Origin of the sequence: Nocardioides sp. Root1257, assembly GCF_001425175.1 — a bacterium.
Classification (GTDB): domain Bacteria; phylum Actinomycetota; class Actinomycetes; order Propionibacteriales; family Nocardioidaceae; genus Nocardioides.
In genome coordinates this window covers 100,707-122,208 of record NZ_LMDV01000011.1, presented here as the reverse complement: position 1 = coordinate 122,208, position 21,502 = coordinate 100,707, and the positions used below count along the sequence as shown (strand labels likewise).

General features: G+C 72.3%; 20 protein-coding genes. 19 read left to right on the top strand and 1 reads right to left on the bottom strand.

Features of this window, described 5'->3' with window-relative positions:
* The first annotated feature begins 42 nt into the window (after nt 1-42).
* From ASC77_RS21050 to ASC77_RS21040, 3 genes are read left to right on the top strand one after another with little or no spacing between them, the layout of a single operon-like run.
* Nucleotides 43-609 (top strand): DUF4255 domain-containing protein, encoded by a 567-nt coding sequence (locus ASC77_RS21050; RefSeq protein ID WP_056157457.1) that lies wholly within the window; start codon nt 43-45, stop codon nt 607-609.
* The gene (locus tag ASC77_RS21045) at nt 602-1,093 is read left to right on the top strand and encodes a septum formation family protein (protein WP_056157455.1); all 492 of its coding nucleotides are present in this window, start codon (nt 602-604) and stop codon (nt 1,091-1,093) included. The genes ASC77_RS21050 and ASC77_RS21045 overlap by 8 nt, the downstream gene beginning before the upstream one ends.
* Before the next feature lie 16 nt (nt 1,094-1,109).
* Complete coding sequence (locus ASC77_RS21040; protein ID WP_056157452.1) at nt 1,110-1,499, top strand: DUF4280 domain-containing protein; 390 nt, start codon at nt 1,110-1,112, stop codon at nt 1,497-1,499.
* Between the two features lie 35 nt (nt 1,500-1,534).
* On the opposite strand, the gene ASC77_RS26325 is transcribed toward ASC77_RS21040, so the two are convergent.
* Nucleotides 1,535-2,536, bottom strand: a complete 1,002-nt coding sequence (locus ASC77_RS26325; protein WP_082575145.1) for a helix-turn-helix domain-containing protein — start codon at nt 2,534-2,536, stop codon at nt 1,535-1,537.
* A gap of 156 nt (nt 2,537-2,692) precedes the next feature.
* Between ASC77_RS26325 and ASC77_RS21030 the strand changes: the two genes are divergently transcribed.
* The 16 genes from ASC77_RS21030 (at nt 2,693) to ASC77_RS20955 (ending at nt 21,502) form a co-directional block, all read left to right on the top strand.
* Nucleotides 2,693-4,267: a phage tail sheath family protein gene (locus tag ASC77_RS21030; protein ID WP_056157448.1), complete on the top strand. Its 1,575-nt coding sequence runs from the start codon at nt 2,693-2,695 to the stop codon at nt 4,265-4,267.
* Nucleotides 4,268-4,320: 53 nt separating this feature from the next.
* Nucleotides 4,321-4,794, top strand: coding sequence for a phage tail protein (locus ASC77_RS21025; protein ID WP_056157446.1), 474 nt, complete (start codon nt 4,321-4,323; stop codon nt 4,792-4,794).
* 14 nt (nt 4,795-4,808) lie between these two features.
* Entirely contained in the window at nt 4,809-5,315 is a 507-nt protein-coding gene (locus ASC77_RS21020) for a hypothetical protein (protein ID WP_235547869.1), read from the top strand.
* Nucleotides 5,316-5,356: 41 nt separating this feature from the next.
* Complete coding sequence (locus ASC77_RS21015) at nt 5,357-5,536, top strand: DUF6760 family protein (RefSeq protein WP_028644986.1); 180 nt, start codon at nt 5,357-5,359, stop codon at nt 5,534-5,536.
* Complete coding sequence (locus ASC77_RS21010; protein WP_056157443.1) at nt 5,523-6,005, top strand: phage tail protein; 483 nt, start codon at nt 5,523-5,525, stop codon at nt 6,003-6,005. The genes ASC77_RS21015 and ASC77_RS21010 overlap by 14 nt, the downstream gene beginning before the upstream one ends.
* Entirely contained in the window at nt 6,002-9,316 is a 3,315-nt protein-coding gene (locus ASC77_RS21005; protein WP_056157441.1) for a hypothetical protein, read from the top strand. Before ASC77_RS21010 ends, ASC77_RS21005 begins: the two co-directional genes overlap by 4 nt.
* Nucleotides 9,316-9,978 (top strand): LysM peptidoglycan-binding domain-containing protein, encoded by a 663-nt coding sequence (locus ASC77_RS21000; RefSeq protein WP_056157438.1) that lies wholly within the window; start codon nt 9,316-9,318, stop codon nt 9,976-9,978. Before ASC77_RS21005 ends, ASC77_RS21000 begins: the two co-directional genes overlap by 1 nt.
* Nucleotide 9,979: 1 nt before the next feature.
* Nucleotides 9,980-11,761 carry a phage baseplate assembly protein V gene (locus ASC77_RS20995; protein WP_056157435.1) on the top strand — a complete coding sequence of 594 codons (1,782 nt, stop codon included), beginning with the start codon at nt 9,980-9,982 and terminating at the stop codon, nt 11,759-11,761.
* Nucleotides 11,761-12,204 (top strand): GPW/gp25 family protein, encoded by a 444-nt coding sequence (locus ASC77_RS20990; RefSeq protein WP_056157433.1) that lies wholly within the window; start codon nt 11,761-11,763, stop codon nt 12,202-12,204. The genes ASC77_RS20995 and ASC77_RS20990 overlap by 1 nt, the downstream gene beginning before the upstream one ends.
* 8 nt (nt 12,205-12,212) lie before the next feature.
* Nucleotides 12,213-14,162 (top strand): putative baseplate assembly protein, encoded by a 1,950-nt coding sequence (locus ASC77_RS20985; protein ID WP_056157430.1) that lies wholly within the window; start codon nt 12,213-12,215, stop codon nt 14,160-14,162.
* On the top strand, nt 14,159-14,746 hold the full coding sequence (locus ASC77_RS20980; protein WP_235547867.1) for a phage tail protein: 588 nt from the start codon (nt 14,159-14,161) through the stop codon (nt 14,744-14,746). The genes ASC77_RS20985 and ASC77_RS20980 overlap by 4 nt, the downstream gene beginning before the upstream one ends.
* Nucleotides 14,743-15,333: a hypothetical protein gene (locus tag ASC77_RS20975; RefSeq protein WP_156391219.1), complete on the top strand. Its 591-nt coding sequence runs from the start codon at nt 14,743-14,745 to the stop codon at nt 15,331-15,333. Before ASC77_RS20980 ends, ASC77_RS20975 begins: the two co-directional genes overlap by 4 nt.
* A 169-nt stretch (nt 15,334-15,502) precedes the next feature.
* Complete coding sequence (locus ASC77_RS20970) at nt 15,503-16,639, top strand: serine hydrolase domain-containing protein (protein WP_056157424.1); 1,137 nt, start codon at nt 15,503-15,505, stop codon at nt 16,637-16,639.
* A complete protein-coding gene (locus ASC77_RS20965) occupies nt 16,636-17,970 on the top strand; it encodes a flavin-containing monooxygenase (RefSeq protein ID WP_056157421.1) in 1,335 nt (444 codons plus the stop codon). The genes ASC77_RS20970 and ASC77_RS20965 overlap by 4 nt, the downstream gene beginning before the upstream one ends.
* Nucleotides 17,967-19,826 (top strand): DUF1906 domain-containing protein, encoded by a 1,860-nt coding sequence (locus ASC77_RS20960; protein WP_056157418.1) that lies wholly within the window; start codon nt 17,967-17,969, stop codon nt 19,824-19,826. Before ASC77_RS20965 ends, ASC77_RS20960 begins: the two co-directional genes overlap by 4 nt.
* Nucleotides 19,827-19,933: 107 nt before the next feature.
* Entirely contained in the window at nt 19,934-21,502 is a 1,569-nt protein-coding gene (locus ASC77_RS20955; RefSeq protein WP_056157415.1) for a methyl-accepting chemotaxis protein, read from the top strand.

The window sequence follows — 21,502 nt, the reverse complement described above, 5'->3', positions numbered from 1 at the left end:
CGATTTCATGTGGCCCCACGGGATGCGTGCCAGACTCGCCGCGTGTTCATCAGCCACGTGGACTCGAGCCTCGAGAAGCTGCTCCGCGCACGGCTTCCGCTCCCGGAGGAGATGGGCGACGTCTCGTTCGACCCACCGAGCGGCACGTGGTCGGCGCAGCTGTCGCGGATCACCGTCAACCTCTTCCTGTACGACGTCCAGCGCAGCAACCAGCCGTCCGCGCCGGCCACACGCAACCCCGAGGGCGGCCCCGCCCAGCGCCGCCGGCCGCAGCCGATGATGCAGCTCGGCTACCTGGTCAGCGCCTGGGCCGGCAGCCCCCGCGACGAGCACCAGCTGCTCGGCGACGTCGTGAGCATCTTCGCGGGCGTCGAGGCGATCCCCGAGGACCTGCTCCCGGCCGAGCTCTCCTCGACGGTGCGGCTCGGCCTGGGCGACAGCGACAACAAGGTCCGCGAGATCTGGGCGGCGTCGGGCGGCTCGCTCAAGGCGTCGTTCAGCCTGATGGTGACCGTAGCCGCCGACACCTTCGACTGGGAGCTCACTCCCCCGTCGGTGGAGCGGATCAGCGGCATGGCTTCGAGGATGGACGACGGTCCGCATGCCTGATCGCTCCTTCCTCGGGCGGTGCGCGGTGACCGCGGGGTCCGTCGTGCTCGCCCTGCCTCTACTCAGCGGCTGCGGGTACTTCGGCGGCGGCGACGACAGCAAGGGCGTGTCCGTCTTCAAGATCGAGCCCGGCCAGTGCTTCGAGGCCCAGAGCGAGGTCAAGGCGCAGCTCAGCGAGCTCACCGCTGTGGGCTGCGACCAGGACCACGCGCAGGAGTCGTACGCCGTGGTCCCCTACGTCTCCGCCGGTGGCGACGCCGGCGACACCTACCCGGGGGACGACGCCCTCGCGAAGTTCGCCAACGGCGCCTGCGCCGGCCAGTACGGCAAGTACGTCGGGGTCGACTACCTCGACTCGAAGCTCTTCTACACCTACCTGCTGCCCTCGGCCCGCAGCTGGGAGGACGACGACCGCAGCGTCATCTGCTTCGTGACGAGTGCGGGCGAGCCGTTGCAGGGCTCCGTCAAGGGCTCCAAGCGCTAGACACCAGGAGGACGTCATGGGTCAGAACGCAGTGATGGGTGCGATGCTCCAGTGCTCCTTCGGGCTCGCCCCGTCGACGCTGGTGCCCAAGGGCCTCAGCAAGGTGATGATCGAGGGGCGGCCGGCGGCGACGACGATGGACAACATCGGCGGCGCGAACATCCCGCCGTTCGGCATGTGCAACAGCCTGGCCAACCCGACCGTCGCCGCGGCGACGGCGGCCGCGCTCGGCGTGCTCACCCCGATGCCGTGCGTCCCCGTCGTCCCCGGCCCGTGGGCGCCCGGCGCCATCAAGACGATGCTCGGCAACCAGCCTGCGCTGGTCTCGGGGTCGACGTGCCAGTGCGTGTACGGCGGCGTCATCCAGATGACGATGCCCGGCGCGATGCGGACCCAGTCCAGCTAGGGCCGACCCCAGCCGACCACCAGGTGGCCCTGAAGTCACTTGACGATTGGCCGGGCGGGCATCAGCCGCCACGGCTCGGCGCCGGTCGACCTCGCCCCCAGCGACCAGGCGAACACCTCGCCCGGCGCGAGTCCGCGTCGGACCCGCTCGAGCTCCGTGACGATGGAGCCCGCGTCGGCGTCGCCGTACGCCGCCATCGACAGCCACGCGGCGGCCATGTCGGGCCACCGGGCGGGGTCCCGCACGGTGTGGACCGTGATCCGCGACCGCACCGCCAGCGCCTCCCGCAGCGCGGGAAGGGCGACCGGCCCGCGACCGTCGGTGACCAGGTGCAGCCGTGACGCCGTCGGCCAGTGGGCGCGTGACCGGTTGACCTCGTCCAGGAAGCCGAGCAGGGCGCTCGCGGCGTCGACGGGCGCCGGCGGCAGGTCGGCGCGCAGCGCGGCGTCGAGCTCGCGCAGCGCGTCGTCGGAGCCGGACTCGTCGGTCCGGTCACCGGCGCGGGACGGCTCGCGGACGTCGAGCACCGCGAAGCTCTCCGGAGGCCCCATCCGCAGCGCCAGCACGGCGGCCACGCGGCCGGTGAGGCTCGGGGCGACCGCGAGCCGGAAGCCACCCCGCACCGGCTGCAGCCCGTAGGTGTGCCAGGCCCGCACCACCGCGCCGCGGCCGACGCCGAGCTCGTCCCCGAGCAGCCGCGACGACCAGTGGCTGACCGCCAGCCGACGTGGTGGGGTCGCGAGCGAGGCGGCCAGCAGGTCGGGCGCGGCGACCTGCGGACGGCGACCCGGCCGCGACCGGTCGTCGAGCCCGTCGATCCCGGCGTCGACGTACCGCTGCCGCCACACCAGGACCGTCGGGCGCGACACCCCGACCTTGTCCGCGATCTCGGTGTTCGACAGCCCGTCGGCAGCGAGCAGCAGGATCCTGGCCCGCTGCGCGAGGCCGGCGCGCACCGTCGGGCTGCGGGTCATCGCCGCCAGGCGGGGCTGGTCGCCCTCGCGGAGCTCGAGCGCGGCGGCGGGGCGGTTGGCCATGCCCGATCATCGGGACGGCCGCCGCCAACCGTCAAGACATCTTCGCGCCATCGGCATAGTCATTTCGGGCCATGTGTCGCTGTTCCCGGTGCAGCGCTCCCGGGGCGGGAGCAGTCTGCCGATGTCCTTCCACCTGTCGCGAGAGCGGATCAAGAGATGCCCACTTACACCGCACCCGGCGTCTACGTCGAAGAGGTCCCGTCGTCCCAGAAGGTTCTGTCCGCCGCGCCGACCGCGGTGGCTGCCTTCGTCGGGTTCACGGCGACCGCCCCGACCGACGACCCCAACGACCCCCAGGGTCTTGCGCCCCGGCTCGTCACGAGCTGGACCCAGTTCGAGTCGCTCTACGGCGGCTTCTCCGAGGGCTGCGTGCTGCCGCTCTCGGTCTACGGCTACTTCGCCAACGGCGGCAGCATCGCCTACATCTGCCGCGTCCCGAACACCGAGCCCGCCGGCCAGCCGGCCACCCTGGCCCTCCCGGCCGCGGACCGCGCGCTGGGCCTGCCCGTGGCCGTCGAGAGCCTCGAGCCCGACGCCAACATCACCCTGCAGGTCACCACCGACGACGGCGGCGACGACGAGACCGACGGCCCCGCGAGCTTCACCATCACCGTCCTCGAGGGCGGTGAGGCGGTGGAGTCCTTCTCCGGCCTCGGCTTCGGCAGTGGCGACTCCAACGTCGCGACCGCCGTCAACGCCACCTCGACGAAGATCAAGATCGAGCTCAACCTGGACGACAGCGTCGACCTGGCCTCGCAGCTCGAGCTGGTCAAGCCCGGCCTCTACCCGCTGGAGAAGGCCGAGCCCGTCCCGGTGCCCGTCACCGGCGCCAAGTTCGCCGGCTCCGAGTCGGCCCGCAAGGGCATCAACGGCCTGGCCGTCGCCGAGGACGTCACGATGGTGATCGTCCCCGACCTGGTCACCGCCGCCACGGGCGAGGACGGCACGATCGACCTCAACCTCTGGAAGGCCGTGCAGACGGCGCTGATCTCGCACTGCGAGCAGAACGGCAACCGGATGGCGGTCCTCGACGCGCCTCCCGGGATGTCGGCCCAGCAGATCAAGGAGTGGCGCAGCGACGTCGCCATGTACGACTCGGCGTACGCCGCGCTGTACTACCCCTGGGTCAAGGTCGACAACCCGACCGGCGTCAACGGCAACAGCGAGATCCTGATCCCGCCGTCGGGCCACGTGGCCGGCGTCTGGGCCCGGACCGACGACACCCGCGGCGTGTGGAAGGCCCCGGCCAACGACACGATGCGCGGCGTCCTCGACATCGAGCGCACCGTCACCCAGAACGAGCAGTCGCTGCTCAACCCGATCGGCATCAACTGCATCCGTCCGTTCGGCACCCGCGGCATCCGGATCTGGGGTGCGCGCACCCTCTCGTCGGACACCGACTGGAACTACATCAACGTCCGCCGCCTGTTCAACATGGTCGAGGCGACCATCCTCACCGGCACCCAGTGGGCGGTCTTCGAGCCCAACGACATGGCGCTGTGGGAGGGCGTGAAGCGCACCGTCGGTGCGTTCCTCCGCGGCCTGTGGTCGGCCGGTGCGCTCTTCGGCACCTCCGCCGACGAGGCCTTCTACGTCAAGTGCGACGCCGAGACGAACCCGCCGGAGTCGATCGACCAGGGCCTCCTGGTCGTCGAGGTCGGGATCGCCCCGGTGAAGCCTGCGGAGTTCGTGGTGTTCCGCATCAGCCAGAAGAAGCAGGTCGCCGGCTGACGCCGGGACCCCGTCAACCCACTAGCACGCACTAGAGACCGGAGTCCCCAGTCATGCCCAACGACCTCATCTCAACCGACCCGATCGTCGCCCAGAACTTCTACCTGGAGATCGACGGCGAGAACATCATCCTGTCCGGCGTCTCGGGCCTCGACGTCGAGCACGACGTCGTCACCATCCAGCAGAACGGCCCCACGGGTCGCATGCAGGTGGTCAAGACCCGCGGCAACACGCAGAAGGCACCGGACCTGACCATCACCCGGATGGCGCCCTCGGACGCCATGGCCGACCCGATCTGGAAGTGGTTCATCGCGATCCGCGACAAGGGCCTCACGATGGACCGGGCCAGCGCCCGCAAGAACGGCTCGATCGTCCTCTACGACACCTCGTTCGTGGAGATCGGCCGCTTCAACTTCCTCAAGGGCTGGCCGAGCAAGATCGCGACCGACGCCGTGAGCACGGAGTCCAGCGAGGCCGTCAAGGAGACGATCACTCTGGTGATTGAGCGCCTCGACCGCGTCAAGTAGGGCAAAGTAGGAGCGTGAGCTCTCTGCGTACGTCGTACGAATTCACCCTTCCGCGTGGCTACGTGGACGGGCAGGGTCGTCTGCACAAGACGGGCACGATGCGGCTGGCGACAGCCCGCGACGAGCTCGAGCCGCTGCGCGACCCGACAGTGCAAGGCCCCGACGACCCGCGTCTCACCATCCTGGTGCTGACGCGGGTCGTGGAGGAGCTCGGCAGCCTCGACCTGGTCACCTCGTTCGACATCGAGGGCCTGTTCGCGGTCGACCTGGCGTTCCTCCAGGACTTCTACGGGGTGATCAACTTCGGCAGCCAGGAGGAGTACGACGCGCTGGTCAACGCCCAGGCGTCGTCCTCGCTCCTCGGCGTCGGCTCCGCCGCCGCTCCCGCTCCGACCGCCGATACGGCGGACCCGGAGTCGGGCGCGGCGGCCGAGCCGGCCGCGTCTGCTGCCTCGACGGATCCGGGTCCGCGACCGAACCTGCGTCGAGCGGTCGAGGAGATCCCGCGCAAGGCCCAGTGATGGGCCCCGTGAACGGCCCGGTGAGCTGAGGTGACGACGCAATGATGCGTTACCCCACGGAAGCCCTGTGGCAGGAGATAGCGTTTCTCGCGTACCACCTGCACTGGCGCCTCGACGAGCTGCTCGACCTCGAGCACATGGACCGGGTGCGCATGGTGCGGGCGGTGGTCTCGCTGAACGATCGAGCCTGGCAGGCGGTGCGTGAATATGGGCAGCAGTGACATCACTACGCCCCTCGGGGGCGACCTGCCCATCGCCAACCGGTTCCTCTTCGAGCTGGACGGCGTCGAGCTCGGCGTCTTCAAGGAGGTCACCGGCCTCAACGTCTCGGTGCAGGTCGACGAGGTCCGCGAGGGCGGCCAGAACGGCTTCGTCCACCAGCTGCCCGGCCGGATGACCTGGCCCAACCTGGTCTTCCGCCGCGGCGTCACCAACGGCAACGCGCTCTTCGACTGGTTCAACAAGACCTCGGGTGAGGGCTTCGCGAGCAGCGACAACAAGCTCACCCGGTCGACCGGTGCCGTCACCGTGATCGACCCCGTCGGCGAGCGGCTCCGATCCTGGGAGTTCATCGACGTCTTCCCGGTGCGGTGGAAGGGGCCCGACTTCTCGGTCGAGAGCCGCGACCCGCTCGAGGAGGAGCTCGAGGTCGCCCACCACGGCTTCCGGGCGGTCACGCAGGCGTCATGACGACCACGTCCCCTGCGTCCGCGGAGACCCTCGCCGCACCCGACCTGCGGCTGGGACGAGACGTCGTACGCCGGATGCGGCTGCCCGGTCCGCCCCTCGGCCAGCCGCTGCCGAGCCGGATCGGCAGCCTCGCGTCGTCCGTGTCGCGTTTCGCGGCGGCGACGTCACGACCGATCGACGTGCGCCGTGCGCTGATCGGGCCGGGTCCCGGAGGCCTCGCCGGTAGCTCGGCCCCGCCACGGTGGTGGACCCCCGTGCACACCGAGCCCGCGACCGAGGCGCCCGCCCCGACCGCCGAGGCGGCACCCGTGCGGCGCCGTACGACCGACGCGGCGACGGCCGACTCCGCCGTCCCTGCGACGCTCGGCTCCCCGGACGCGACGACGCCTGCGTGGCTCGCCCCGGCCCGACCGGTCGCCATCCGTCGCCTGCCCGAGCGCGGTCTGCCCCGTGCGGCCCGCGAGGTGCCCGACGAGTCCAGCTGGACCCCCGGCGGCATCCTCGGCGGGCTGCGCGGCGAGGTCGCCCGGATCCGCCGTCTCGACGAGGTCACCGCCGTCGGCCCGATGCTCACCCAGAACGACCGGACCAAGCTCAACGCCGGGCTCGCGGCCCGGGGCGCGCAGCAGGCCGCCGCGACCCAGCAGGCGGCCGCCCAGCAGGCGAGGCAGGCGCAGCCGGCGGTCGCCCGACGCGCGACCACGCGTACGCCGCGCCAGAGCGCCACGGCCACGCCGCCGACCCCCTCCGCATCGGAGCCCCCGACAGCACCCCCCAGCCCCTCCGCGACGGCGTCGACGCCGGGCGGCGGTGGCCCAGCAACCGTTCCTGCGGTCTCCGGATCCGGTTCGGTTGCCAGCGCACCGCCGGCCCCGTCGAACAGCTCCTGGAGCAGCCAGTCCGCGCCGGGCAGCGGTGGCTCAGCAACCGTTCCTGCGGTCTCCGGATCCGGTTCGGTTGCCAGCGCACCGCCGGCCCCGTTGAGCAGCTCCTCGAGCAGCCCGTCCGCGCCGGGTAGCGGTGGCACCGCAACCGTTCCTGCGACGTCCGTGCCTGATTCGGTTGCTGGCGCACCGCCGGCCGCGCCGACCCTGCGTCGGGTCGCCCGGCCGTCCTGGCAGCTGCGGTCGCAGCAGTCGCGGTTCGACGGTCTGGTCCGACGGACCCCGATCGGGCACGGCCCGGCGGCTCCCGGCGCCGCCCCGGCCGGCACCTCGGCGACGGCGACCGCCACCACGACGACCGCGGCACCGGGCTCGGCGTCCGCACCCGCCGCCGCCTCGGCGCCCGTGGGACTGGCGAGCGTCGTCTCCCGGCTGGCGGTGCCCGAGCGGGCGCGTCCGACCGGGTCGACGGCCAGTCTCGAGTCGGGGGTGCGCGGTCCGGAGACGGTGGCCGCGGCCGGACCCGGCCTGATCGCGGGCGGCGTCGACGCCCCCGCGACCGTGCGCCGGCACGCCTGGTCGGCCGGCAGCCTGGTGATGCGCCAGGCGGCCGACGCCCGCGGGCAGGCCGGCACCCTCGGCGCCGCTCGCGCGAGCGTCGCCTCCGCTCCGGTCGCCGCTCTCGCGACTGCTTCCGCCTCTGCCTCCGTGCCAGTCGCCTCCCGCACCACCTCACCCGCTGCCACCTCGCCGACGACCACCTCCCCCGGCACCGTCCCGCCCGCTGCGCCGTCGTCACCCGCTGCTCCGGCGGCCCGGGGCACCGAGCCGGTCGTGCGCCGGCTGCCGTCCGGGGTCGGGACCGCCCCGGTCACCGCGTCCGACCCGGCCGCACCTGCCGCAGCTGACGGTGCGCAGCCAACCTCTCCCGTCGCCTCGAGTGGCTCGGTCGCCCACCCACGGGCGCCCGGCACCAACCCAGCGACGGGCACCACGACGGACCCGGCGGCCGAGCCCGCGCCGACCCTGCGTCGGTTGCCGCGCCTGTGGCGCCGCGCGACCGAGGTCCGGCCCGCGACGGACGTCCGTACGTCGGTGCCGGCGCCCGTCGTACGCCTCGCGAACGACCCCGCCGGCGCGAACACCCCTACGACGAGCACCCCGATGACGAGCACCCCGCGGGCGACGCCCTCGACCGGGGCGACACCCCCCGCGGCGCAGCCGATCCGTCGGCTCTCCGCGACCGGCAGCGCGGCCACCGACGCGCCCGCGGCCACCAGCACGCCCGAGACGAGCGCACCGGCGGCACGCTCGACCACCAGCCCCGCAGGGGCAGCGGCGGCATCGGCATCGGCACCGACGCCCGCCGCGGCCGAGGTGCACCGCTCGACCTACCCCGTCAGCCGGATCGGCTCCCACGTCGCGACGCCCGGCATCGCCGGCGCCCGGCTCGGGATGCCGGAGCTGATGACGATCCGGCGGGCCACCGCGCACGGGACCGACGCCACCCGCACCCTCGCCACCGGGTTCGGCAGCCCGCAGACGATCCGTCCGGCGGGCAGCCCGGTCGCCGCACCGGCCGCCGCCGTCGAGGGCGAGTCCCGGCTCTGGCGACGAGCGGTCACGCCGCACGGAGCACCCGCCACCCGGTCCACCGGCTCACCCGGCACCCCCGGCTCCCCCGTCACCGTCGGGGCGGCTGCGTCCGGCTCAGGCTCGGCCGCGGCCACACCAGCTGCGACCGCTCGCGCCGGAACCCCCGGCGGCCGGTTCGCCGCCGCGTTCGCGGGCGGCCTCGCGGCCGCCTCCACCGCGACAGCTCCCGGAGCGCCGGCCACTCCCGTCCGACGCACCTGGCAGCCCTGGTCGGACGCCCCCGTGGCGCGCTCCGGTCAGCCCGCCGCGCACCCGCCCGCTGCGTTCCCGGCCGGGCCCGGCTCGGCCTCGGCCCCCGCCGGACGCCGTCCCGCCGCCGACGCACGCCGGATGACGGTCGCCCCGCCCCGGATCAGCCTGGCGCCCGCCCAGCCCGCGCCGCCCCCGGTGCCCGAGGTCGCCCGCACCGGCAACCTGCCGGTCCCCGCACCCCACGGCGAGCCGCCCGTACGCCGCAGCACGACCGCCGGGTCCGGCAGCTCGCTGGTCGACTCGACCGCCCACCTCTTCGCGACACCGGACGCACCGCTCGTCCGCCGCTACTCCCCACCAGGAGGCTCCTCCATGTCTGCGCCCGCCCAGCCCGGATCGTCCGCGCAGCCGGTCATCCGTCGTCACTACGGCTCGTCCGGCTCGAGCGCCGACATGTCCTCCGACTCCGTCGGCGAGATCTCGGAGAGCATCGTCGACCAGGTCGTCGAGCGTCTCGAGCGCCGCGTGCTCGAGGAGCTCGAGCGACGCGGGCGCCGCCAGGGTCGAGGTGGCTTCTGATGGCCGAGCTCGAGAAGGCGTTCCTCGAGATCGAGGGCTCCAACGACAAGGTCCCCTGCCTTTACAACCCCGAGACCGTCACCGTCGGCCGCCGCAACAACTGGGTGTCCAACCCGATGCCCGGCCAGGGCGTCCCGACGCTGCGGTACGCCGGCGCCACCTCCGGCTGGCTCAAGGTCGACCTCGTCTTCGACACCACCAAGGACGGCACCGCGGTCACCGCGCACACCGGGAAGATCGTCGACCTGATGGACGTCGACCCGTCGCTGCCGGGCGCCGACGAGGCGACCAGCAACGTGCGGCCACCGACCGTCACGTTCCACTGGGGCGACCTGCACTCGTTCAAGGCCGTGATCGAGGGGCTGCGGCTGAGCTTCACCTACTTCTCCTCGGCCGGCGTGCCGCTGCGCGCCAACATGGAGCTGGAGCTGCGGCAGTACGAGAAGTCGCAGGCGTTCGGTGCCCAGAACCCCACCTCCGGCACCCCGAAGCCGCACCGCGTGCACCGCGTGCAGCCGGGCGAGACGCTCGACCGGATCAGTGCCCGCTACTACGGCGACTCGACCCGGTGGCGCCTGCTCGCGTCCGCGAACGGCCTCGAGGACCCGCTGGCGGTGCGCCCGGGGACGATGCTGACCGTGCCGCGCCTGGAAGGGTCCTGACGTGACGGCACAGGCCATGGCGCTGATCAGCCCCTCGATCAAGGCCGGGGGTACGGCGCTCACCGCGGCGCAGTACGGCGCGCTGACGCACATGGACATCGACCTCGGCCTCAACCTGGTCGGCCGGTCGACGCTGCGCTTCGTCCAGTCCGCCCACGACGCGAGCCTCTCGTCGAAGTTCGGGCTCGGGACCGAGGTGGTCCTCGGAACCATCGAGAGCGGCAGCGACAAGGACCTCTTCAAGGGGCTCGTGACCGGGGTCAGCCTCGACTACGACGGTCTGCGCGGCATGACCATGCTGACCGTCACGGTCGACGACGCCTCCTACAAGCTCGGCGAGAACACCCAGAACACCGCGTTCCTGAACTCCAGCTATTCCGACGTCATCACCAAGATGGTCTCCGGAACCGGCCTGACGAGCTCGATCGACGCCACGACCGCCACCCACCCCTACCTGCTGCAGACCGGCTCCAACCTCAACTACCTGAACTGGATCGTCGCGCGCTGCGGCATGGTCTGGTGGGTCGACTTCGGCAAGCTCAACGTCAAGAAGATCTCGGCCGCCCCCGGCAGCGCCGCCGCCAAGGTCACCCTGGGTGAGGACCTGATGCGGCTGTCGACCCGCGCCTCCGGCCTGCACCCCGGGAAGGTAACGGTCACGGGCTGGGACGAGGCCCAGCAGGCCGCGGTCGCCAACGTCGCCTCCGACACCGCCAGCGCCGAGGCCGACCTGGTCGCGAAGTACCCGGGTCGTGCGGCGGCGTCCGGGGCCGGGCTCAAGGTGTCCGGCGCCTCGCCGCTGACCGCCGACGAGGCGAAGCTGGTCAGCGAGACGATCCTCGCGGAGTCGACGGCGGCGGCCGTGACGACTCGTGGCACGTGCTACGTCAACAGCTCCATCCGGCCGTTCACGAAGGTCGAGGTGGCCAACGCCGGCCCGTCGTCGGGCAAGTTCCTGGTCACCCGCGTGCAGCACGTGTTCGACGGCAGGGACGGCTTCCTGACCCACTTCACGGCCGGGCCGCTGCGCCCCGAGGGGCTCGTCGACCTGCTCTCCGGCGCACCGGACACCGCCGGGTCGACGATCGACGGCCTCCTGGTCGGCGTCGTCACCAACATCGACGACAGCGAGGGCAAGCTGGGCCGGGTGAAGGTGAAGTTCCCGACCATCAGCGGCGACATCGAGTCGGAGTGGGCCCGGGTCGTCACGCTCGGCGGCGGCCCCAAGCGCGGCGTCGTCTTCCAGCCCGAGGTGAAGGACGAGGTGCTGGTCGGCTTCGAGCAGGGCGACACCCGCCGCCCGGTCGTCCTCGGCGGCCTCTTCAGCGACAAGAACGGCCTGCCGACCAGCGACAACGTCGAGTCCGGCGCCGTGAACTACCGCCGGATCAACTCCCGCGTCGGACACCTCATCGAGCTCGCCGACGGCACCTCGGACGACAAGAAGCACATCCTGCTCAAGACCTCGAACGGCCACCTGCTCCGGGTCGGCGAGGACACCATCGAGATGAAGACCGCGAACAAGCCGATCAAGATCACCAACGGCGACGCGACCATCACCCTCACCGACAGCGGCGACGTGACCATCCAGGGGAAGAACGTGACCATCAAGGCAACGCAGGGGGCGGTGAAGATCGAGGCCGCCGCCGGTGACGTCGCGATCAAGGGCGTCAACGTCAAGGCCGAGTCGACCGCCAACCTCAACCTCAAGGCCGGGGCCCTGGGGTCGGTCGAGGCCACCGGACCGCTGACGGTCAAGGGCGCGACGGTGGCGATCAACTGATGACCGAGAAGTCAGTGAGCCGGTACGACGAGCCCGGGCAGCCCGACTCGTCGTTCATCGGTCGCGGGTTCACCTGGCCGCTGGCGGTCGACCACACCGGCGCGATCGGCCTCTCCGCCGGCGTGCCCGACCTGGACCGGTCGATCGAGATCGTGCTGATGACGGCTCCGGGCGAGCGCCTGATGCGGCCTCAGTTCGGCTGCCGCATCTGGGACCTGCTCTTCGAGCCGGTGACCGGCAACCTGCTCGGCCTGATCGCCGAGGCGGTCCGCGACGCCCTCGCGCAGTGGGAGCCGCGGATCGTGGTCGAGGACGTGAAGCCCGAGCCGGACCCCGACAACCACGCGTTGGTACGCATCCAGATCACGTATCGGGTGCGCGCCAGCAACGACCGCCGTAACCTCGTGTACCCCTTCTACGTCATTCCTCACGACGCCGAGTAGGACGCCAGATGCCGCTGCCCACCCCCGCTCTCGACGACCGGACCTTCCAGGACATCGTCGACGAGGCGAAGCGCCTGATCCCGCGCTACTGCCCGGAGTGGACCAACCACAATGTCTCCGACCCCGGCGTCGCGCTCATCGAGCTCTTCGCCTGGATGAGCGAGATGGTCCTCTACCGGGTCAACCAGGTGCCGGACCGGCTCTACGTCCACTTCCTCAACATGGTCGGCATCGAGCCCTTCCCGCCGTCGGTCGCCCGCACGGACCTCACCTTCTGGCTCTCCGCCGTGCTGGAGCAGCCGGTCGTGGTGCCGGCCAACACCCAGGTGATGACGCAGCTCAGCGCCGCCGAGGGTGAGGGCGTCGTCTTCAGCACCGTCGACGACCTCGTCATCGCGCCGCCCGAGCTGATGGCCGCCAAGTCGGCCGCGGCCGACAACGAGCAGGTCCTCGACGTCTGGGAGGACCTGCGGTTCGGCACCGACGGCGCCAGCTGCTTCCCGGCCGACACGATCACGCCCGGGGACGCCTTCTACCTCGGCTTCCGCGAGAGCCTCGCCGGCATGGTGCTGCGCCTCGAGGTCGAGGCGCGTGCCGAGGGCATCGGCGTCGACCCGCGCAACCCTCCGCTCATCTGGGAGGTCTGGAACGGCGAGGGCTGGCTGCCCACGCGGATCTACGAGGACACCACCGGCGGGCTCAACCGGCCGGGCGAGGTGGTGCTGATGGTCCCGGTGGAGCACCAGCCGCTGACCGTGGCCAACGAGTCGGCGTACTGGCTCCGTGCGCGCCTCCTGGCGCCGCGCGCCGGTCAGCCGATCTACCGCAACTCGCCCCGGGTGCGCGGCATCAAGGTGTCCGCGCTCGGCGGCACCGTCGGCGCGGAGCACGCCGAGAACATGCCCGCCGAGGTGCTGGGCCGCAGCAACGGCGCCCCCGGGCAGACCTTCCAGGTGGACCGGTTCCCGGTGCTGCCGCGCCGCGACGACGAGACCCTGCGGATCCTCGACGGCGACCGCGTCGACGCGTGGGAGGAGGTCGAGGACTTCTCCGCGTCCGGCCCGACCGACCAGCACTTCGTCTGGGACAGCGGCACCGGCATCGTGCACTTCGGTCCCCGGATCCGCTACCCCGACGGCTCGATCCGCCAGCACGGCGCGATCCCGCGCGACGGCGCCTTCATCGAGGTGTCGGGCTACCGGCACGGCGGCGGATCGCGCGGCAACGTCGGCGCGCGCACCCTGACGGTGATGCGTACGGCGGTGCCGTTCGTCAACGGCACCATCAACCTCGGCCCCGCCTCGGGCGGCGTCGACGCGGAGTCCGTCGCCGAGGCGAAGATCCGCGGCCCGCTCACCCTGCGCACCGGCAACCGGGCGGTGACGGCGCGCGACTTCGAGCGGCTCACCATCGAGTCGTCGATCGAGGTCGCCCGGGCGCGCTGCCGTCCGGCGGGCCGCGGCAACGGTGCCGTGCAGCTGCTCGTCGTGCCGCACGTCCGCAGCGAGCCGACCGGCCACAAGCTGGACGACTTCGCGATCTCGGCGCCGCTGATGTCGACGATCTCGGAGGCGCTCGACGAGCACCGCCTGGTCGGGACGTCGGTCGAGGTGAGCACGCCGTACTACCAGGGCGTCTCCGTGGTCGCCCTCGTCCACGGCGCCCCGGGACGGCCCGCCGCCCTGGTCCGCCAGCGCGCCATGGACGGGCTGTCGCGGTTCCTCAACCCGCTCGTGGGCGGCGGTGACGGCACCGGCTGGCCCTTCGACGCCGATGTCAACCTGGCCGTCATCACCCAGCTCCTCGAGAGCGTGGATGGCGTCGAGCGCGTCGAGGAGGTGCTGCTGTTCGAGTACGACCTGCGCACCGGTCGCCGGCTCGGCGGCGGCAAGGACGTCATCCGGCTCGACAAGCAGTCGCTCTTCCTCTCCGCCGGTCACCAGGTCGTGGTGCGGTGACGATCGAGCGGATCAGCGCGACGGTGGTGCCGGGTGGTCAGACCCGGCCCCAGCGGTCACCGACGTGGATGCTCGACCAGCTGCCGGTCTCGATGCTCGACCACGACTTCTTCGTGCGCTTCGTCTCGATCTTCCAGCACCTGGGCACCACGCTCCTTGAGGACGCCGACAACATCGAGCACGTCGCCTCGACGACGGTCGCGCCCAGCCCGCTGCTGCCCTACCTCGCGTCCTGGATCGGTGTCGAGACGATCGACGATTCCCAGCCGGAGAGCCTCCAACGCCGTATCGTTGCGGGTGCAGCGAAGACGTTGACGTGGCGGGGCACCGCTCGCGGACTCAGGTCCTACCTGGAGCTGATCAGCGAGGGGCCGGCCGACGTCGAAGAAGGCGGCGGCATCTGGCGTGCCGGCGACGCACCTCAGGACACCGCGTGGGTGGTGATGCGGGTGCGGTCGACGGGGCTCCTGGAGCTCACCGACTTCATCGACGTGGTCCGGGACGAGGTGCCGGCGCACGTCCGCGCCGAGCTGTACGTCGGGCCCGACCGGGTCTGGACTTCAGATGAGGAGTGGCCGGGGTGAGCGAGACGCTGACCGGGAAGCACATGTCCTCGGGCGAGGGACCCCAGGGATCGACCCCGGGATCGGCCCAGGACGCGACCGCGTCCATGCCGGTCCCCGGCGACGACCAGGCCACGACCTCGCTGGCGCCGCCCCTCGCCGTACCCACCGCGACGGGCGCGCCGGAGGAGCAGGTCACCTGCCCCGAGTGCGGCACGGTCGCGATGGTCGCCCTGACCCGCCGCGAGGCCGACGACTTCTGCGTGCAGTGCGACTACCCGCTCTTCTGGACGCCGTCGAAGATCGTGCTCGACAGCGGCACCACCTCGCAGGAGTCGCTGCGCCGACTGCCGGGCACCTCCGGGCGGGCGCTCGTGGGCTCGGTCCCCTGCCCGCACTGCGCCGAAGGCAACCTGCTGACCGCCGAGCTGTGCTCGCGCTGCGGCGGGCTGATGAACCCGCCCGCGCCGGCGCCCGTCGTGGCGGCCCCGCCCCCGCCGCCCGCACCCGCTCCGGAGCCCACGACGCCGGTCCCGTGGTGGATCTGGGCCGTCGGCGGGACGACGCTGCTGCTGCTGATCGCCCTGATCGTCTACTTCGTCAGCTGACCCCCCGGGTGCGGGCCCGAGCCTGCGACACGAACCGTCCGCGTTCTAGCGCGCGCACCAGCCCGACTCTCGAGTCACCGGGTTTCGAGACGCGTCGCTGATCGCTGCCCTCGCGGGATCGGGCCGCGGCGGCTTCCCAAGAACTAGAACCTGTTCCTATGGTGGGCGGGTGACTGTCGAGGGCACCTGCCACCCATCGTTCGAACCGCTCCGCGACCTGCTCGCGGCCAACCTGGCCGGGGGCGTCGAGTCCGGGGCGTCGGTCGCCGTCGTCCACGACGGCGAGCTCGTCGCCGACCTGTGGGGCGGCGAGGCCCGCCCGGGTGAGCCGTGGCGCGAGGACACGATCGTCCAGGTCTGGTCGGTGACCAAGACGATGGCCGCGCTCACCGTGCTGGTGCTGGCGGACCGCGGCGAGCTCGACCTGGACGCGCCGGTCGCGTCGTACTGGCCGGAGTTCCGCAACGGCGACGTGCTGGTCCGGCACCTGCTGGCCCACACGTCGGGCCAGGCCGGGTGGACCGAGCCCCTCTCCGTGGACGGCCTGCTCGACCTCGAGCACGCCGAGCGACTGCTCGCCGAGCAGGAGCCCTGGTGGCCGCCGGGGACGGAGTCCGGCTACCACATGGTCAGCTACGGCCACCTGCTCGACGGCCTGGTCCGCGGTGCCACCGGCACGCCGCTGGCCGACCAGTTCCGGACCCTCGTCGCGGAGCCGTTGGGCGCCGACTTCCACCTCGGCGTGCCCGAGACCGCCCTGGACCGGTGCGCCGACCTGCTCCCGCCGCCTCCCGGCGGGCTCGACCTCTCGCTGCTGCCGGAGGGCAACCTGCTCGTGCCCACGATCGTCAACCCGGTCCTCGACGTCGGCGGCTTCTGCAACACCGCACCGTGGCGCCGGGTCTCGGTCGCCGGCGCCAACGGGCACGGCAACGCGCGCTCGATCGCCCGGGCCCAGTCCGTGGTCTCGCACGGCGGCGAGGTCGACGGCGTACGCCTGCTCTCGCCGGAGATCGTCGACCGGATCTTCGAGGTCCAGGCCGACGGCCCCGACCTGGTGCTGATGGTCCCGCTGCGGTGGGGCATCGGCTACGGGCTCCCCCAGCCGTCGGCCGCTCCGGCGGTGCCGGAGGGCCGGGTCTGCTGGTGGACGGGGTACGGCGGCGCGATCGTCGTCAACGACCTGGACCGCCGCACGACGGTCGCCTACGCCATGAACCGGATGGAGAACCACTTCACGTCCTCGCCCCGGACCGACGGCTACGTGACGACGGCGTTCGCCTGCGTGGAAGGAGCGACGGCATGAAGGTCTGCATCATCGGCGCGGGCTGCTCGGGGATCACGACCGCCAAGCGCCTCCAGGACCACGGCATCGACTACGACCAGTTCGAGCTGTCCGACGACGTCGGTGGCAACTGGTACTTCCGCAACCCCAACGGCCGGTCCGCCGTCTACGAGTCGCTGCACATCGACACGTCGAAGACCCGGCTGGAGTTCGAGGACTTCCCGGCACCCGAGGAGTGGCCGGACTTCCCGAGCCACCGGTTGATGCACGACTACTTCCGCGCGTACGTCGAGGAGTTCGGCCTGCGTGACGCCATCGAGTTCGAGACCGGGGTCGAGCGTGCCGTCCGCAACGCCGACGGCGGTTGGGACGTCACCCTGAGCACCGGCGAGACCCGGTCCTACACCGACCTCGTCGTCGCCAACGGCCACCACTGGAAGCCGCGGCTCCCCCCGTGGGCGACAGAGGACCCCGGGCACTTCGACGGCGTCCTGATGCACAGCCACGCGTACGTGTCGCCGTTCGAGCCGGTCGAACTGCGCGGCAAGCGCGTCATCGTCGTCGGCATGGGCAACTCCGCGATGGACATCGCGAGCGAGCTGTCGTCGCCGTGGATGGCCTCAAGGCTCTACGTGTCAGCACGGCGGGGCGTGTGGGTGCTGCCGAAGTACCGCAACGGCCAGCCCGCCGACAAGGTGATGGCGCCGCCGGACATCCCGAAGGAGCAGGCCCTGGTCGCGTCGCGGGCGCTGATCCGGGAGCTGGTCGGGTCGATGAGCAGCTACGGCCTCCCGGAGCCGGACCACGAGCCGCTCGCGGCCCATCCGTCGGTGAGCGCCGACTTCCTGACCAAGGCGGGCTCGGGCGACATCCACATGCTGCCGGCCATCGAGCGGCTGGACGGGTCGACGGTGCACCTCAGCGACGGCTCCTCCGTCGAGGCGGACGTCATCATCTGCGCCACCGGCTACGAGATGAGCTTCCCCTTCTTCGACGACTCCGAGACCGACCTGCACCCGGACGACGAGCACCGCTACCCGCTCTTCAAGCGGATGATCAAGCCCGGCGTCGACCACCTCTTCTACCTGGGCCTGGCCCAGTCGTCGCCGACGATCGTCAACCTCGCCGAGCAGCAGTCCAAGCTGCTCGCCCGGCTGCTCGACGGCTCGTACGCCCTGCCGCCGGTCGAGGAGCAGGAGCGGATCATGCGGGCGGACGAGGCCGCCCACCTCGAGCAGTACTACGACGTGCCGCGCCACACCATCCAGATCGACTTCGGCCGATACTGCGTCGACCTGCACGCCGAGATCTCCGCAGGTGAGGAGCGCGCACGACATACCCTCGACCGGTGACCCTCCCGCGCCGCCTGATCGCCTCGGTGGCGCTGGCGATCCTGACCACCACGACGATGACGTGGGGAGCGGCCGCCCCGGCCGGGGCCGTGCCGCCCGTCGACCCGCCCCAGCCGTGGCACCTGCCGCTGCGGCTGTACGCCGACGCCCCGGTCCACGCCACCCTGCCGGCCGGTGCGCGGGCGCGCGCCGCGACCGCGGTCGGCGTCTCGCCCACCAGCGGCAGCCAGGAGACCCGCTTCCTCGGCACGGGCACGGGGTTCACCCCCGGCTCCTCGGTCCGGATCGCGGTGACCCGGCCCGACGGCGCGGCGTACACCGGCAGCTACCCGCACACGAAGACCGCGGCCAGCGACGGGTCCTTTGCGTGGTCGTGGATCTGGGGCTCGGGCGACCCCCTCGGCACCTACACCTACACCGCGACCGACGTCTCGGGGACGGTCGTGCACACGACCTTCACGATCACCTCCGGGACGGGAACCCCGCCCGCGCCGGCCGGCAGCCAGCTGATGTTCGACGCGGCCTCGGCGCCCAGTCTCGCGACCATGAAGGCGTGGCTGGCCTCGCCGTACCGCACCGTCGGCGTCTACGTGCCGGTCGAGCCGGGCACGGACGACCGCCACGACAAGGTGCAGTCCAACCTGACCGCCTCCTGGGTCGCCGAGGTGACCGCGCTGGGGTGGCACGTGCTGCCGATCTACCTCGGGGTCCAGGCGCCCGAGGCCTGCCAGGGCCACGACTTCTGGCACCTCTCCGGCACCCCGGCGACCGCACGCACGCAGGGCGCGCAGGCCGCGGCGTACGCCGCCCGATCGGTCGCGGCGCTCGGGATCAGCACCAGCATCCCGGTGTTCTACGACATGGAGCCCTACGGGTCCGGCTGCTCCGCGCCGCTGCAGGCGTTCTTCGACGGCTGGACGACCGGCCTGCACGACGCCGGCCTGCGTGCCGGCGCCTACGGCACCCAGATCACCGTGATGAAGGACCTCGCGGCCCGCCTGGACGACCCGACCTTCCACGAGCCGGACGCCGTGTGGGTCGCCACCGACAGCCGCACGACGACGACCACCGGCTTCAGCGCACCTCCCGACGGGAGCTTCGTCGCCGAGCGCGCCAACCAGTTCCGCCTCGGCGTCACCCGCACGTACGGCGGGGTGTCCATCAACATCGACGAGTCGGTCATCAACACCGGGGTGCTCACCGGCACGCCGCCCACCCCGATGCCCACGGCCACCACCCGGGCGCTTGCGCCCGTCACGACCACCGGCCGGGTGACGGCACGCTGGAGCGGCACGGCGCCGCCCGACGCGACGCTCACGTCGTACGACGTCCGCACCCGCGTCGGCACGACCCGGACCCGCCTGGGCGCCTGGCGGGTGCGGTCCGCGGTGCCGTCGACGACCCGCTCCCTGGCCGCCCGGGTCGCACCCGGCCGCACGTGGTGCCTCGGCGTACGTGCCCACGACAGCGCCGGCCGGGTATCGGCGTGGTCGGCACCGGTCTGCAGCAGCCGCCCCGTGGACGACCGGGCCCTGACCGCGCGCGGCTGGCTGCGCCAGAAGGCGGCCGCCGCCGACTCCCGCACCCTGACCTCGACCGGGCGACGTGGGGTCGCGCTCCGCCTGAAGGCGGTGCGCAGCGGGCACGTCGCCGTCGTCGTGCGGGGCGCGACGCGCAACCGACTCCGCGTCACCCTGGGCGGTCGGCTGCTCGGCACCACGCCGGCGACCCGGGGGCCCGGGCGGCACGTGCTGTGGCTGCCGGCACGCGCGGCCCGCACCGGGACGCTCGTGCTGACGACGACCCGCACGGGCGCGATCCGGGTCGACGGCCTGCTGACCGTGGCCTCCGGCTGACCCGCTAGACCACCGGGCCGGATCCCTCAGGCGGGCCCCGGTGTGTCCGATCTCTCGTGCACAGCACCTCTCGGGCGGGTGTCGCCCTGTCGAGGAGAGAGCCCGCCATGAAGAACATCCGCTGGACGGTCGGTCGCCGGATCACCGTCATCACCTGCATCGGACTCGGGTCCGCCGTGCTGGTCGCGCTCGTCGCGTGGGTCGGTGCCGGCGCGGTGTCGCACGACGCCGAGCGCACCCGCACCCACGACGACGCCCGGTCGCTCGTGCAGCAGCTCGACACCCGCTCGAGCGAGCTGAAGGTCGACGGCTTCAAGGCCGTCACCCTGGACGACCCGACCTCCGCGCAGGCCGACGTCGCCGACGACACCCAGCAGGTCGCCGACCTGATCGCCACGCTGCGGAAGCTGCCACTCGACCCCGACGACCTCGCCAGCATCGACGACCTCGAGGGCGCCTTCCAGGGCTACACGACCGCGATCGCCCAGTTCGTCGATGCCGCCGTCGCCGACCAGGACGCCCAGCGGTCCCGGGCGGAGCAGATCCAGCAGGCCAACGAGAAGATGGACACCGTCCTCGGCGACCTCGTCGACTCCCTCTCCGGCGACGCGACCGCGGCCTCGGACGGCCTGCTCGACACGGCCCACGGGATGCGCGGCGAGGTGCTGCTCGTCGCCCTCCTCGGCCTGGCGATCGCGGGTGGGCTGGCGTGGGCGATCACCCGCAGCCTGGTCCGCCCGCTCAAGGGCTCGGTCGACGCCCTGCAGCGCTTCGCCGCCGGCGACCTCACCTACCGGCTCGAGGAGAGGTCCTCCGGCGAGGCCGGCGACCTGGAGGTGGCCTTCAACCAGACGATCGACTCCGTCAGCGCGATCGTCGCCACCGTCGCCGGCTCGGCCGAGGCCGTGGCGGCTGCGTCCGAGCAGCTGTCGGCGTCCTCGCACCAGATCGCGGCGGGCGCCGAGGAGACCTCCGCCCAGGCGACGGTCGTCTCCAGCGCCGCCGACGAGGTCTCGCGCAACGTGCAGACCGTCGCCGCCGGTGCCGAGCAGATGGGTGCCTCGATCCGCGAGATCGCCGGCTCGGCCAACGAGGCCGCCCGGGTGGCGACCGAGGCCGTCGGCATCGTCGAGCACACCAACGAGTCCGTCTCCCGCCTCGGCACGTCGAGCCAGGAGATCGGCGACGTGGTCAAGGTGATCACCTCGATCGCCGAGCAGACCAACCTGCTGGCCCTCAACGCCACGATCGAGGCGGCGCGTGCCGGCGAGGCCGGCAAGGGCTTCGCCGTCGTCGCCACCGAGGTCAAGGAGCTCGCCCAGGAGACCGCGCGAGCCACCGAGGACATCGCCCGCCGGGTCGAGGCGATCCAGGGCGACACCGGCGGCGCCGTCGACGCGATGAGCCAGATCGCCACGATCATCGGCTCGATCAACGACTACCAGCTCACCATCGCATCGGCGGTCGAGGAGCAGACCGCGACCACCAACGAGATGTCGCGCAACGTCGCGGAGGCCTCGACCGGCTCCGACGAGATCGCCACCAACATCTCGACGGTCGCGAGCGCCGCGGACAGCACGACGAACGCGGTCGGTCAGACCCTCTCCGCGATCGCGGAGCTGGCCCGGATGGCCCAGGACCTCCGCACCGAGGTCGGACGGTTCACCATCGCCTGA

Excerpts from the sequence above, each read along its gene's own strand:
- ASC77_RS21045 (WP_056157455.1), top strand. The coding sequence starts at position 602 with ATGCCTGATCGCTCCTTCCTCGGGCGGTGCGCGGTGACCGCGGGGTCC.
- ASC77_RS21040 (WP_056157452.1), top strand. The coding sequence starts at position 1,110 with ATGGGTCAGAACGCAGTGATGGGTGCGATGCTCCAGTGCTCCTTCGGG.
- ASC77_RS26325 (WP_082575145.1), bottom strand. The coding sequence starts at position 2,536 with ATGGCCAACCGCCCCGCCGCCGCGCTCGAGCTCCGCGAGGGCGACCAG.
- ASC77_RS21030 (WP_056157448.1), top strand. The coding sequence starts at position 2,693 with ATGCCCACTTACACCGCACCCGGCGTCTACGTCGAAGAGGTCCCGTCG.
- ASC77_RS21025 (WP_056157446.1), top strand. The coding sequence starts at position 4,321 with ATGCCCAACGACCTCATCTCAACCGACCCGATCGTCGCCCAGAACTTC.
- ASC77_RS21015 (WP_028644986.1), top strand. The coding sequence starts at position 5,357 with ATGATGCGTTACCCCACGGAAGCCCTGTGGCAGGAGATAGCGTTTCTC.
- ASC77_RS21010 (WP_056157443.1), top strand. The coding sequence starts at position 5,523 with ATGGGCAGCAGTGACATCACTACGCCCCTCGGGGGCGACCTGCCCATC.
- ASC77_RS21005 (WP_056157441.1), top strand. The coding sequence starts at position 6,002 with ATGACGACCACGTCCCCTGCGTCCGCGGAGACCCTCGCCGCACCCGAC.
- ASC77_RS21000 (WP_056157438.1), top strand. The coding sequence starts at position 9,316 with ATGGCCGAGCTCGAGAAGGCGTTCCTCGAGATCGAGGGCTCCAACGAC.
- ASC77_RS20990 (WP_056157433.1), top strand. The coding sequence starts at position 11,761 with ATGACCGAGAAGTCAGTGAGCCGGTACGACGAGCCCGGGCAGCCCGAC.
- ASC77_RS20985 (WP_056157430.1), top strand. The coding sequence starts at position 12,213 with ATGCCGCTGCCCACCCCCGCTCTCGACGACCGGACCTTCCAGGACATC.
- ASC77_RS20965 (WP_056157421.1), top strand. The coding sequence starts at position 16,636 with ATGAAGGTCTGCATCATCGGCGCGGGCTGCTCGGGGATCACGACCGCC.
- ASC77_RS20955 (WP_056157415.1), top strand. The coding sequence starts at position 19,934 with ATGAAGAACATCCGCTGGACGGTCGGTCGCCGGATCACCGTCATCACC.